The 13,144-nt window shown below is 71.3% G+C and carries 9 protein-coding genes; 6 read left to right on the plus strand and 3 right to left on the minus strand.

Annotated elements, in window-relative coordinates:
• Window positions 1–55: 55 nt before the first annotated feature.
• Window positions 56–1,675 carry a recombinase family protein gene (locus tag ACGFRF_RS21320; RefSeq protein WP_393742112.1) on the minus strand — a complete coding sequence of 540 codons (1,620 nt, stop codon included), beginning with the start codon at window positions 1,673–1,675 and terminating at the stop codon, window positions 56–58.
• Window positions 1,676–2,097: 422 nt separating this feature from the next.
• Window positions 2,098–2,337, minus strand: coding sequence for a hypothetical protein (locus ACGFRF_RS21325; protein ID WP_393742114.1), 240 nt, complete (start codon window positions 2,335–2,337; stop codon window positions 2,098–2,100).
• Between the two features lie 539 nt (window positions 2,338–2,876).
• On the opposite strand from ACGFRF_RS21325, the gene ACGFRF_RS21330 reads away from it, so the two are divergent.
• Both ACGFRF_RS21330 and ACGFRF_RS21335 read left to right on the plus strand, forming a co-directional pair.
• Window positions 2,877–4,190 (plus strand): vanadium-dependent haloperoxidase, encoded by a 1,314-nt coding sequence (locus ACGFRF_RS21330; RefSeq protein ID WP_393742116.1) that lies wholly within the window; start codon window positions 2,877–2,879, stop codon window positions 4,188–4,190.
• Between the two features lie 428 nt (window positions 4,191–4,618).
• On the plus strand, window positions 4,619–4,888 hold the full coding sequence (locus ACGFRF_RS21335; protein WP_393742118.1) for a hypothetical protein: 270 nt from the start codon (window positions 4,619–4,621) through the stop codon (window positions 4,886–4,888).
• Window positions 4,889–5,054: 166 nt separating this feature from the next.
• Here ACGFRF_RS21335 and ACGFRF_RS21340 read toward each other — a convergent pair whose 3' ends face one another.
• Window positions 5,055–5,405, minus strand: coding sequence for a hypothetical protein (locus ACGFRF_RS21340; protein WP_393742146.1), 351 nt, complete (start codon window positions 5,403–5,405; stop codon window positions 5,055–5,057).
• 608 nt (window positions 5,406–6,013) lie between these two features.
• Between ACGFRF_RS21340 and ACGFRF_RS21345 the strand changes: the two genes are divergently transcribed.
• The 4 genes from ACGFRF_RS21345 to ACGFRF_RS21360 form a co-directional block, all read left to right on the plus strand.
• Window positions 6,014–7,126 carry a hypothetical protein gene (locus ACGFRF_RS21345; RefSeq protein ID WP_393742120.1) on the plus strand — a complete coding sequence of 371 codons (1,113 nt, stop codon included), beginning with the start codon at window positions 6,014–6,016 and terminating at the stop codon, window positions 7,124–7,126.
• A gap of 46 nt (window positions 7,127–7,172) precedes the next feature.
• Complete coding sequence (locus ACGFRF_RS21350; RefSeq protein ID WP_393742122.1) at window positions 7,173–7,949, plus strand: TIGR03936 family radical SAM-associated protein; 777 nt, start codon at window positions 7,173–7,175, stop codon at window positions 7,947–7,949.
• Window positions 7,950–8,211: 262 nt separating this feature from the next.
• Entirely contained in the window at window positions 8,212–12,876 is a 4,665-nt protein-coding gene (locus ACGFRF_RS21355) for an Rne/Rng family ribonuclease (RefSeq protein WP_393742124.1), read from the plus strand.
• Between the two features lie 149 nt (window positions 12,877–13,025).
• On the plus strand, window positions 13,026–13,144 hold a 119-nt coding region (locus tag ACGFRF_RS21360; RefSeq protein WP_393737663.1), incomplete at its 3' end, for a sugar phosphate nucleotidyltransferase.

The following is a 13,144-nucleotide window of genomic DNA, read 5'->3' on the forward strand; positions in this document are numbered from 1 at the left end:
GAGCCGCCCGCCCGGTTGCATGTGGGCGGCTCTGCTCGTGTGGCTGCCGAAGCCGTCAGAATGCCTCGGCGAAGTCATCCTCTTTCATGATCAGCCGGTCTCGTACGTCTTTGGGGATCATGAGCTTCATGTGGATGTGAGGGGCGCGAACCCCCTTCACCTTGCTCCGCTTGATCACGCACTTGACGCCGACCCTGAGTAGATCGGCGGTCATAGCCTCTATGCCGCCTTCTTCCCAGTGCTGCCGGAAGGTCTTGCCGTTGTGCACGGCTACCCATCGGTCCTTCGTGGATTCCGGGTCGATGGCCTCAAGCTGCTTGATGAGGTCATCCAGCGTTCTCTCAGCCTTCTCTTTAGTGAAGCGGGTCTTCGTGAATCGGCCTCCGGGCTCCAAGCCAGTCATGTAGTAGCTGATGGACTGCTCCAGCCGCTGCAGCTCCTTGCGAGCCTCGGCGCCCTGTCGGTACTCGCGTGTCATGACAGGCTCGTCACCCAGGACCCTCAGGACGTCGTCCACAAGCTTGCCGTAGATCTCGTCGGGGTTAGGGGCGCCGTGTCCTCCGGCTTTGCACTTACCGCACCGCAAGTACGCGTACGACCGTCCATTGACCCGGTTCTTCTGCACAGTCATGTTCGAGCGGCAGTCATGGCAGATCAGTACGCCGAGGAACTTTGTCGCACCGCCGGGACGCCGTGTGGGCTGGTCCTTCGCCCTGTGGTCCAGGGCCTTCTGAAGGCTGTCGTACTCATCCTCGGTGAAGATCGGTTCGGCCACACGGATGGGCTGAGCATCGCTACCGAGGACGATCTTCGAGCGGCGTACGCCTCCGTTCTTGTCCTCTTCTACCCGGTAGCCCATGAGGGCAGGGTTCCTGAGGCGCCGGAGCAGCGTTGAGGCCGTAAGCCCTGGCCCGCAGAGGCCGGCTCGTACGAGAACCTTGGCCATGCGACGCGCTGACGCCGGCTTGGCCCGCATGGCAGCTTTCCGGCACCAGTGCAGTGCCCGGTATGCATCCGGGTTGATGGCGAGTACGACCCGGCCGTCCTGGTCCTCCGCCGTCTCGTATCCATACGCAGGCTTGCCTACAAGCCACTCACTCTGAGTCTTCGTGTAGTCCCAGAGGCTGGCTACGCGTGTGCTCGTGTTGGCGGCCTCGATCTCGGCGATACCACCGATGATCGTCACCATGATCTTCCCGGCCGTGGTGGTCAGGTCGATCGAGTCGTTCTTGGAGACGAGGTTTTTGCCGTACTTCAGGCACCAGTCGATCATGGTGCTGAGGTCGCTGAGCCGCCGGACGAAGCGGTCCAGCTTCCAGAAGAGGATCTCGTCGAACTCTGGTGCTCGGTTGTTGAGCCAGTCCCCGAGTTCCTTGCGCTTCCACGGCGGGACCTTCGTGGCTGACACATTGAGATCGCTCGCCACGCCGACGACTCGGCTGCCGCGGTCCAGGGCCAACTTCCGGAGGTCGAGTTCCTGACGGACGGGTGACGTCGTGTCGTCGGTGAGCACGGACAGCCGTACAGACAACAGGGCCCGTGGTGCGTCGTCGGGTAAGCGTGCCCCCGCCCTCTTCAGCTCCTCCAAGAGCGCTAAGTCCGCCTCCGTCCACTCAGTCTCAACTGCGTACTGGGCGCGGTCAGTTGCCGCGCGTGTCCTCGTTCGCTTCCCCATGACCAGCACGGTAGCGGTTTTGGGTCCGTTGGTGAATGGCCGCAGATGGACACCCACATCCAGATCGGCCCGACCGGCAAGAAGTTGCTGCCCCTGACGGTGAAGAACGCGGGTCCGGCGCCCGCCGCGAGTGGTCACGCGCACTGATGGGAGCGAGGCACAGGGCCGGGTGTTCCAGGCGCTGACGGGGAAAACCGAGGAAAACAGAGGAGGAGGTCGGCCGCCGTCCTGAAGCGATCGGCGCTGCTCTGAAGGTATGTCGTCGCCCGGCCGGAGCGGTGGGCGCAGACCGTCGGATGTCGGCAGGGCGGTCGGGAAGAGGGATCCTGCCCCTGCTCCCGACCGCCCTGATGTGGATGGACTTCAGATGTGCGGTTGTGCGGATTTGCAACTGACGGGCAGGAACTACCCTCGCCTGTCCGTCAGTTGCAGAAGTTGAGGATGGGGAGGAGGCCGTTGCCGCACTGGAAATCGTCGCCGTCGCCGCCGCCGTGGCCGTAGGCCGGGGTGGCCTTTGTGACGACGTGCGTAGCGGGCGTCGCCGCCACGGCGGATGTGGCAGTTGCCAGCCCCGCCGCACAAGCGATGCCCACGGCGGCACTCACCGCGAATATTCGCGGAATGCGGGAAACGGCCTTCTTGAGGTGAGGTGTTGTGTTCATGGATTCACCATGCACACCCCCGCGACCGGTTGCTCGCCGAGCGCATCCGAGCGGGTGAGCCACCTCAGGATCGGATCGGAATTCGCTTCCGGGGACACGCCGGCCTCGGCTGACCGCGATCCGAAGGTCTGCGAAATCTCAACCGGGCGGTGCGGTGGTCGGGTTGCTTCCCAGACCCGCACCACCTCGCGGTCGACCAGCGGGCCCGCGTCGTGACGCGATCAGGTTCCTGCTCGGTGGGAAGTGGATTCGCCGACGTGCCCCCGGACCGGATGGCCCGTGAGCGGATGCAGAGAGTTCTGCCCTGCTCGCCTGTGACCGCGTGACTTCTGAGCCCTTTCCCGTCCGGGAGGGGGCGGTGATCTACGGCCCTGAACTTGTCCGGTTCCGGGCGAGTTGTCTTGCTCGTGCGGTGGGCCGCTGCTAGGCCTTGGGCACTCAACTTTACGGAGAGCGCCGTGCACCAAGAGCCCCCTCTTCCCGTCCCTCCGCGTTCGCGTGTCCGAGCATTCATCTGCGCTGTCGCGGCCATCGCCCTCGTGACGCTCACCGCCGCGACGAATCCCCCCGATGCGGGCGTTCGGACCGCGGCGGACCCGGCAGCCGTGGTCCGCGAGTGGAACGCCATCGCCACCGACACGATCACGACCAGCCTTGGCCCACGCCCCTCCGGGCAGGTGGCGATCTGGGAGGGGTTCGTCTCCACCGCCGTGTACAACGCCGTGGTGGGGATCGAAGGCGGCTACGCCCTGTACAAATGGCGCGAGCGCGGCCCGGCCAAGGCTTCCTCCGCGGCGGCCGCCGCCACTGCGGCCCACGATGTGCTGCTCACCTACTTCCCTGCCTTCAAGGAGCAGCTGGACGCCGCCTACGCGGACTCGCTCGCCGCTCTGCCGGCCGGTCACGCCAGAGACCGGGGCGTCGACTACGGCAAGCGCGCTGCCGCCCACATCATCGAACTACGGGAGGGGGACGGCAGGTTCGCTGACGTTCCCTTCACCGCTTCCCCGGCACCGGGTGTCTGGCGGCCCACCCCACCCGCGTTCCAGCCCTTCATCGACACCTGGCTCGCCAGGCTGCGCCCCCTCCTGCTCGACTCACCGAGGCAGTTCCGTCCCGGCGCACCACCCGCCGTCTCCTCGGCCGCTTACGCCGAGGATGTCCAGGAGCTGAAGGCCATGGGCGCGAAGAGCGGCTCGGGCAGGAACGCGCAGCAGACCGAGACCGCCCTCTTCTTCAGCGGCAACCTGGTCGAACAGGTCCAGACAGCGGTACGCGACCACGCCGCCCGGCACCGGCTCGGCATCGCCGAGACGGCCCGGTTGTTCGCCGCGGTGAACGCGTCGGCGACCGACGCCGTCGTCACCGCATGGGACGCCAAGCTCCACTACGGCTCCTGGCGGCCGATCACCGCCATCCGTCTCGCCGACACCGACGGCAACCCCGCGACGACGGCGGACCCGGTCTGGGAGCCGCTGCTCCTGACCCCGCCGCACCCGGACTACGTCGCCGGCCATACGACCGTCGCGGCTGCCGTGGCACGCGCCCTGACCGGTGTCCTCGGCACCTCGCGCATCGACCTGTACGTCCCCTCCGAGGTCACCGGCACCGTGCGGTTCTACGGGTCCGCCGACGACCTCAACCGGGACGTCGTCGACGCCCGTGTGTGGGGCGGCGTCCACTCCCGCACGGCGGACGTGGCCGGCTGCCGGGCCGGTACCCGCGTGGCCGCCTGGGCGCTGGACCACTACTTCCAGCCGGTCGGCAAGGAGGGCACCCAGCCGTCCTCGCCGACACGAACGGCTCGGCAGGACAGGGCCACCGAGCCGAAGTGCGGCCACGACGCCGACTGAACCACAGAGCCGAAGCGGCAGAGTAGATCGTCGACGCGACCCAAAGTGCAGTCAAAGCGCAGTCACCCGTAAGGGCTACTGGCGGACGGTGTATTGACGGACGCGATCTGGTCGGCTGGAACCGTATTCCGCTTCGGCTGCCTTGGCCTGCCTGACGGCCGGGACAATTTCCGCAACATCTGCATGTGGTTCTTGGCGTGTCAATTGAGTCGCCCGCTATGCATCAGTATCGTGTGATATGAGCGATCATCATCACAGGTCAAGCGCTCGGGTGGCCTTCAATTGGCCTAGGTTTTGTCGGAGTTCGACATCGCCACCATCGACGTGCACAAGACCAGGACGAACGCCGGTGGGTACTTACCCGAAAGAGTGCGTCCGCTCTTGAGGAAGAGTCCTAGGGCGCGCCCTCCAAGTAACCAAGGAGGACTATGTCCATCCAGGGTTTCGGTGGACTGTCTGTACTCGATGTCCACCCGCTCCAAACTGCAGTGTGCGGGACTGGCAGCCGTCACAAATCCATGATCACCCTGGCAGGCGTACTGGCCTGCGTGGTCAACGGCGACACGATGACCAGTGTGCTGCACGAGGCCGCCTGGTTGGTGGTGGCGATCACCATCCTGGTTCTCGTGCAACTGGTCGCGGCCTGCCTTCCCGGAAAGGCCGCCAAGCCTCTCTCCCCGCCTGACATCAACACCTGACATCAACGCCTGACAGCCACGCACACGGGCGGATCAGGGCGGACGTTCAGAGGCCCCGGAGACATCCGGGGCCCCTGGCGTTCGGGGGCCGCGCAACGGCGAAGGTGTTCCGTCGCCTGCTGCGACTCTCTCCGTGGTGCATGGTTCCGGCCGTGTCACCCCTGCGTCAGGCCACCTGGCCGTCGTCGGCCTCCCTGTGCATACCCCTGCACAGGGCCCAGACGATGAAGATGTTGACGGCCACCAGCGTCAGGGCCCAGAGGGGGTAGTACGGCACCCACAGGAAGTTGGCGAGCGCGCCCAGTCCTGCCACGAACACACCGAAGAAGCGGGCCCACAGCGCTCCGCTGAGCACGGCGCACCCCGCAAGGACCAGGACGATGCCCAGAATCAGGTGGACCCAGCCCCAGCCCGCAAGGCTGAACTGGAACACGTAGTGACGTGTGGCGATGAACAGGTCGTCCTTGGCGATGGCCGCGATTCCCTCGAAGATCGCCATCGCTCCACCGAACATCATCAGCGCTGCCGCGAGAACGGTGGTACCGGATGCGGGTGCATGCCACGGGCGCGGATTGACGTCGCCCGTTCCGGGGCGGGCGGTTTCACCGGACATGTCGGGCTCCTTGGGCTGGCTGGGCCATCCGGTCAGCCGAGCATCCCGGACCGGCTCGAACTCTCACCTCAGCGTGGCACGGCGGCACTCCGTCGGCATTCCGAAGTCGTGCCTTGCACAAATGCGCCCGCCCGCGGCTCGGGTCGCTGTACTGCAACGAAGCACAGCACCCCGGCAGCCGTCACCGACCGGCAACAGCCCCCCATATGGCCGTAGCGCGACCGCCTCGCCCCAGCCGCCTCCGGTCTCGACGGACGCCCTCCGGCTCCCGTGTCGGTGCCTGGCGGCGATGCAGCGTCGCTCCATCTGAACATGGGCGACGACATCAGCCACACCGCCGAATTCCAGGGCGACGGCGGCCAGATCGTATCCGTCCCCTCGCCCGCTTCCGGGGCAGCTTCGCCGACCTGGGAGTCACGGCTGACCGGTTGGTGCGCGGGGCCGCGGAAGCCGTGACGGCATCGCAACCCGCGGCTGGAATCCGGACCGGCGGCCGTTGCGTCTTGCCGGGTATGGAATCGCTGAACCCGCCGCCCCGGTCCCGGCAGCCGGAGGGGTGCCTCGTCGTCGCGATCCGCATCCCGGTGCGGATCGTCGTCCTCGTACTCGTCGTGCCGGTGCGGATGGTGTGGGACGCGCTCGTCGTCCTCGGGCGGTTCCTGCGGGACACCGTGTTCCGGCCGCTCGGCCGGGCGCTGCTGTGGGTGGGCAGGGCCTTGTTCGTGTGGCCGTTCGTGGGCCTGTGGCGCTACGTCCTGGTCCCTGTCGGCAAGGTGCTCGCCTGGCTCGCCACCGTCCTCCTCGTCGTACCGGCCGTGTGGCTCCACCGGTACGTGCTGACCCCCGTCGGGCACGCCGCCGCCTGGCTGGCGCGCGCGGTGGGAGCCGGGCTCGCCTGGGTGTACGCACGGGTGCTCTGCCCGATCGGGCACGGGATCGTCCGGCTGCTGAAAGGTGCCGGCGCCGTGCTCGCCGCCCTCGGCCTGGGGGCGTACACGGCCCTCGCCTGGCTGGGGCGGTACCTGTTGGTCGTACCCGCCCGCCGGCTGTACACCTGGGTCCTCGCCCCCGTGGGGCGCGCCGTCGCCTGGTGCGTGCGTGGACTCGGGTGGCTGCTGGGCCTGCTCGCCACCGGCATCGGCCTGGCCCTGTACTGGACCGCCCGGGTGCTGCTCGTGCTGCCCGCGCTGGCGCTGTGGCGCTGGATCCTGGCGCCCGTCGGCCGGGTCCTGGCCGCCGTCGCGCGGGAGGTGGGGGAGACCCTCGGGCATGCCTGGCGGGTCGCGGGGCGGATCTCGCGGGCCGTCGGGCGGGCGCTGGGTACCCTCTTCCGGTGGATCTTCGTGGAGCCGGTGCGCTGGGTGTACCGGACCGTCCTCACCCCGGTCGGCCACGTGGTCCGGGATGCCGTCCTGCGACCCGTCGCGGCGGGCGCGCGTGCGGTGGGCCGGGTCGCCCGCGAGGCGCTGACCGCGGCCCGCGACACCGTACGGCAGGCCCGTGCCGACTTCCGGCGGATGCTCTTCGGCGAGCCCCGGCAGCCGGCCGCGGTGGACCGGCGGGAACCTCCGGCCCGCGACACACGTACTCTTGGTAGTAGTACGACCGCTCTCACGAAGGACTAGGACACTGGGGAAGCGACAGCCCGAAGGCCCGCCGCCCGCACCCGCGGTGCAGCGCATCCGACTGCGCTACACCAAGCGCGGCCGCCTGAGGTTCACCAGCCACCGAGACTTCCAGCGCGCCTTCGAGCGTGCGCTGCGCCGCGCCGAGGTGCCCATGGCGTACTCGGCGGGGTTCACGCCGCATCCGAAGGTGTCGTACGCCAATGCCGCACCCACCGGCACGGGCAGTGAGGCGGAGTATCTGGAGATCGCGCTGACCGAGTCGCGCGACCCGGAGACCCTGCGCGTCCTCCTCGACGAGTCGCTGCCCGCCGGGCTCGACGTCGTCGACGCGGTCGAGGCACGGACCTCCGGTCTCGCCGACCGGCTGACGGCCTCCGTCTGGGAGCTGCGACTGGACGGCGTCGACCCGATCGCCGCCGAGCGCGCGGTCGAGGCCTTCACCGAGGCCGACACCGTCGAGGTGCAGCGCATGACCAAGAACGGCGTCCGGACCTTCGACGCCCGGCCCGCGGTCGTGAGCCTGGAAACGCACAGTTCCCCGGCTGATAGGCCGAGCGACCAGCCCTGTGCGATACTGCGGCTGGTTGTTCGGCACGTGACGCCTGCCGTACGACCCGACGACGTCCTGTCCGGTCTCCGCGCCGTGGCCGACCTGGCGCCGCCGGTCCCCGCAGCGGTGACCAGGCTGGCGCAGGGGCTGTTCGATGAAGAGACCGGCACGGTGACCGACCCGCTCGCGCCCGACCGCGAGGCAGCCGAGGCCCTGACGGCCGTACCGGCTGCCGCCGCGACGGCGCCGACGCCGGAAGGTCCCGCGTAGGGACGGACGTCGTAGCGCCGCCCTCGTACTCGGGAGCCACCTGGGTCGGGCAGCGCACCGACCAGAAGACTTTCGCCAGGCCGTACCGACAAGGCGTACGGAACCGGCGAGACAGGACACAGAGTGCTCCCGTGCGGCGCCCGCGCCCCGGACGGCGGCCATCGCGCATCGCGCGTGCCGCGGACGTCAACGGCGGACGGTCTTTGCGGACCTACGCCGGACCAGGTACGGCGCCCGGGAGCCTGACGGGAGAAACGCCCGCATGCTCGAGCCGACCGAATCCACAGAGTCCTCAACGGGCTCCGAAGTGAACACCCCCAGCGACACCCTGCCCCCGCGCAGGCGTCGTCGTGCCGCCTCCCGCCCGGCGGGCCCGCCGGCCGCGGGCGAGGCGCCCACCGAGGTCACCGTGCCGGCCATACCGGCCGCGGACGCCCACGAGGTTCCCGAGGTCGTCGAGGCCGACGGTGCCCAAGCGGCGGCCGCGGAGACCGAGGAAACGCAGGAGATCCAGGCAGCCGAGGAGACCCAAGAGGCTGCCGAGGCGGTTGCCGGCGCGCAGGCGCCTGCCGCCGAGGAGGCCGCGCCCGCCGGGCGTCCGCGCCGTCGGGTCGCCCGCCGTGCGTCGGCGCCCGCCGGGGCCCCTGCCGCGGCCGAGGCCGTCGAGACCGTGGTCCCGGCCGCGTCCGCCGCCGAGGAGCCCGCCGCCGTCGCCGAGGGCGGCGAGGTCGTCGTCGGCGAGGAGGCCGCGCCGCGCCGCGTCCGGCGCCGGGCCACCCGCAGCGTCGCCGCGCCGACCGGCGCCGCGGCCGAGGCGACGGGGACCGAGCAGGATTCCGCCCCCGCCGAGACCGCTGCCTCTGCCGAGACGGCAGAAGCCGCTTCCGCCGAGACGGCCGGCACCGCCGAGACGGCAGAGGCCGCGCCCGCCGGTCGTGCGCGCCGTCGGGTCGCCCGCCGTGCGTCGGCGCCCGCCGGGGCCCCTGCCGCGGCCGAGGCCGTCGAGACTGTGGTCCCGGCCACGTCCGCCGCCGAGGAGCCCGCCGCCGTCGCCGAGGGCGGCGAGGTCGTCGTCGGCGAGGAGGCCGCGCCCGCCGCGCGTCCGCGCCGCCGTGCGACCCGCCGTGCGTCCGCGCCCGCCGCTGCCCCGAAGGCCGCGGAGGAGGCTGCGGCCGCCCCTGAGGCGGCGGCTCCGGCCGTCACCGAAACGGCGCGGGCCGCTGCCCCCGCCGAGACCGCCGAGACCACTGAGGCCGTCGAGGAAGCAGCCCCGCGCCGTACGCGCCGCCGTGCGACCCGCCGTGCGGCCGCCCCCGAGGCGGCGACCGCTGACGCAGCCGCGGCTGAGGCCGTCGAGGACGCGGCTCCGGCCGTCACCGCGTCGGCGCAGACCGCCGAGACCGCCGAGGTCACCGAATCGGCGCAGACCGGCCAGGCCACCGAGGCCGCCGAGGAAGCAGCCCCGCGCCGTACGCGTCGCCGGGCCACCCGCCGGGTCTCCGCGCCCGCCGGTGGCCCCGCGCAGGAGGAGACCACCGTGGCCAAGGCCGACGAGTCCGCCGTCGAGACCCAGGCCGCCGCGCCCGAGGCGGCCGCCCGGACGACCCCCGAGACCGCCGCCCCGCAGTCCACCGAGGCCGCGGCCCAGGTGCCGCAGGTGTCCGACGAGGCCGGTGCGCCGCGTCGAACCCGGCGCCGGGCGGTGCGCGCCGCGTCCGGCTTCTCCGAGCCCGCGCGGTCCGCCGCGCCCGCGGCCGCCGAGGCCGCGGAGGACGCAGCCCCGCGCCGGCCGGGCCGTCCCACCGTCGCCGTCTTCCAGCCGCCGGTGTTCACCGAGCCCAAGTTCCAGACCCCGCAGCGGGCCGCCGCCGAGGCGGCAGCCGAGGCCGCTGAGGTCGAGGAGCACGCGGAGCCCGAGGAGCACGCGGAGGAGCGCGCCGAGACCGGCTCGCGCCGTCGCCGTCGCCGCCGCGGTCCGGCCCAGGCCGAGGAGACGCAGACCGTCGAGGCCGCCGCCGAGGACGAGGAGGCGGAGGAGACCGGGGAGCCCGAGGAGCCCGTCCAGGACCTCGCCGAGGGTGACGAGGCCGACGAGGCCGACGAGGACGACGAGGCGGAGGGCGCCGAGGGCTTCGAGGAGTCCGGCTCGCGCCGCCGTCGCCGCCGTGGCGGCCGTCGCCGTCGCCGTGGCGAGGCCGCCGACGGCGAGGGCACGGAGGCCGACGCCGACGAACTGGCCGCCGAGCAGGCCGCGCAGGACGCCGAGGACACCGCCGAGCAGGAGGAAGACGACGCCGAGGAGGCTCGTGGCGACGAGTCCGGGTCCAGCTCCAGCCGGCGCCGTCGCCGCCGTCGTCGTCGCGCCGGTGACACCGTCGCCGACGCCGAGCCGTCCGCGGACGACCCGGAGCGCACGGTCGTCAAGGTCCGCGAGCCCCGCAAGCCCGCCGAGCCGTCCGACGAGGTGCAGTCCATCAAGGGCTCGACCCGCCTGGAGGCCAAGAAGCAGCGCCGCCGCGAGGGCCGTGAGCAGGGGCGCCGCCGCGTTCCGATCATCACCGAGGCCGAGTTCCTGGCCCGGCGCGAGGCCGTCGAGCGCGTGATGGTCGTCCGCCAGCACGGCGACCGTACGCAGATCGGCGTCCTGGAGGACGGCGTGCTCGTCGAGCACTACGTCAACAAGGAACAGTCGACCTCGTACGTCGGCAACGTCTACCTCGGCAAGGTGCAGAACGTGCTGCCGTCGATGGAGGCCGCCTTCATCGACATCGGCAAGGGCCGCAACGCCGTGCTGTACGCCGGTGAGGTCAACTTCGAGGCGCTGGGCATGGCCAACGGCCCGCGCCGGATCGAGTCGGCCCTGAAGTCCGGGCAGTCCGTGCTCGTCCAGGTGACGAAGGACCCGATCGGGCACAAGGGCGCGCGTCTGACCAGCCAGGTGTCCCTGCCGGGCCGTTACCTCGTGTACGTCCCCGAGGGCTCGATGACCGGCATCAGCCGCAAGCTGCCCGACACCGAGCGGGCCCGGCTGAAGACCATCCTCAAGAAGATCGTCCCCGAGGACGCGGGCGTCATCGTGCGCACCGCCGCCGAGGGCGCGAGCGAGGACGAGCTGCGCCGGGACGTCGAGCGGCTGCAGGCGCAGTGGGAGGACATCCAGAAGAAGGCCAAGAACGGCAACGCGCCCACGCTGCTGTACGGCGAGCCGGACATGACCGTCCGGGTCGTGCGCGACATCTTCAACGAGGACTTCTCCAAGGTCGTCGTCAGCGGTGACGAGGCCTGGCAGACGATCCACGGGTACGTCTCGCACGTCGCGCCCGACCTGGCCGAACGGCTGTCGAGGTGGACCTCCGAGGTCGACGTCTTCGCCACCTACCGGATCGACGAGCAGCTCGCCAAGGCGCTGGACCGCAAGGTCTGGCTGCCCAGCGGTGGTTCGCTGGTGATCGACCGGACCGAGGCGATGGTCGTCGTCGACGTCAACACCGGCAAGTTCACCGGCCAGGGCGGCAACCTCGAGGAGACGGTCACCAGGAACAACCTGGAGGCGGCCGAGGAGATCGTGCGCCAGCTGCGGTTGCGTGACCTCGGCGGCATCATCGTGATCGACTTCATCGACATGGTGCTCGAGTCGAACCGGGACCTGGTACTGCGCCGCCTGCTGGAGTGCCTGGGCCGTGACCGTACGAAGCACCAGGTGGCCGAGGTGACCTCGCTGGGCCTGGTGCAGATGACCCGTAAGCGGGTCGGCCAGGGTCTGCTGGAGTCCTTCTCCGAGACCTGCGTCCACTGCAACGGCCGCGGTGTCATCGTGCACATGGAGCAGCCGACCTCCGGTGGAGGCGGCGGCAAGCGCAAGAAGCGCGGGCGCGGTGGCGACGGGCAGGAGCACGTGCACGAGACCGCCGCGGTGGCCGTGGAGTCGGGTGAGGCCGTCGAGCCGGAGGTGGAGACCGCCGTCGAGGTGGCCGCGGAACTGGCCGAGCCCGTCGCACTGCCCGCGCCCGACTTCGCAGCGGACGAGGAGCTGTACAGCAGCGTCGCCGAGGCGGAGGCGGCGGCCACCCGTGGCCGTACGCGTCGCCGGGCGAGCCGCCGGGCGTCGGCTCCGGCCGGCGCGCCGAAGGCGGAGAAGGCCGGCCGGACGAAGGCCAGTGCTGAGCAGGAGGAGGCCGCGCAGCCCGAGACCGCTGTCGCCGCCGACGCTCCGACCGCGCAGGACGTCACCGCCGAGGAGGCCGCCGCGGCTCCGGTGCAGCCGGAGCCGGCCGCCGAGGCGCTCGCCGAGCCCACGGCCGCCGAGGACCAGGTGGTCCCGGCGCCGCAGGCCGAGGCTGCCGAGGAAGCCGCGCCCAAGGGCCGTACGCGCCGTCGGGCGACCCGGAAGGTGTCGGCTCCTGCCGGTTCCCCCGCGGGCGCCGAGGCGGCCGTGGTGACGGTGCCCGAGACCGCGCCCGCGGCCGAGGCGCCGGCGGAGCGGCCGGAGCCGCAGGCCCCGGCCGAGGAGGCGCCCGAGAGCGCCGCCGCCGAGGAGGTGCCCGCCGAGAGCGCCGCCCCGGCCCGGCCGCGCCGCCGTGCCGTGCGCAAGGCCACCGCGCCGACCGCGTCCGAGGAGGCGGCCGTCGTGGTCGTCCCGTCGGCCGCGGCGGAGGAGGCCCCGGTGTCCGAGGCCCCGGTGTCCGATGCGGAGTCCGGGACGGGCGGCGAGGAGCCGGCCGAGGCGGCCGCCGCGGCCAAGAAGACCGCCCGCAAGGCGGCCAAGAAGGCGACGGCGAAGAAGGCCGCCACCAAGAAGACCGCGGCGAAGAAGACGGCCGCGAAGAAGACGACGGCCAAGAAGGCGGCCAAGACCGCCAAGACGGCCGCCGCCAAGTCGACGGCGAAGAAGACCACCACGGTCTCCACCGCCGCGGACGAGAGCTGAGTCTCGCCCCACCGGGTGTGGTCCTGTCGCTTCGGACAGGACCACACCGCTTTTCGGGGCCCCTGGAGCCGAGTTCTTCTCGGGGCCCCGGGAGCCGAGCCGCGACGGACCGTGCCTCGGCACAGCTGGAACAAAGGAGAGAAACCGCGATGATAGGCCTCGTACTGGCCGCCGGCGCCGGGCGGCGTCTGCGCCCCTACACCGACACCCTGCCCAAGGCTCTGGTGCCGGTGGGCCCCGAGGGCGCGGAGGAGTCGCTGACGGTCCT

The organism is Streptomyces sp. NPDC048521 (genome assembly GCF_043199855.1).
Lineage (GTDB): Bacteria > Actinomycetota > Actinomycetes > Streptomycetales > Streptomycetaceae > Streptomyces.

Bases quoted from the DNA above. Each gene is read 5' to 3' on its own strand.
- ACGFRF_RS21320 (WP_393742112.1), bottom strand. From the start codon at position 1,675: ATGGGGAAGCGAACGAGGACACGCGCGGCAACTGACCGCGCCCAGTAC.
- ACGFRF_RS21325 (WP_393742114.1), bottom strand. From the start codon at position 2,337: ATGAACACAACACCTCACCTCAAGAAGGCCGTTTCCCGCATTCCGCGA.
- ACGFRF_RS21335 (WP_393742118.1), top strand. From the start codon at position 4,619: ATGTCCATCCAGGGTTTCGGTGGACTGTCTGTACTCGATGTCCACCCG.
- ACGFRF_RS21340 (WP_393742146.1), bottom strand. From the start codon at position 5,405: ATGATGTTCGGTGGAGCGATGGCGATCTTCGAGGGAATCGCGGCCATC.
- ACGFRF_RS21345 (WP_393742120.1), top strand. From the start codon at position 6,014: ATGGAATCGCTGAACCCGCCGCCCCGGTCCCGGCAGCCGGAGGGGTGC.
- ACGFRF_RS21355 (WP_393742124.1), top strand. From the start codon at position 8,212: ATGCTCGAGCCGACCGAATCCACAGAGTCCTCAACGGGCTCCGAAGTG.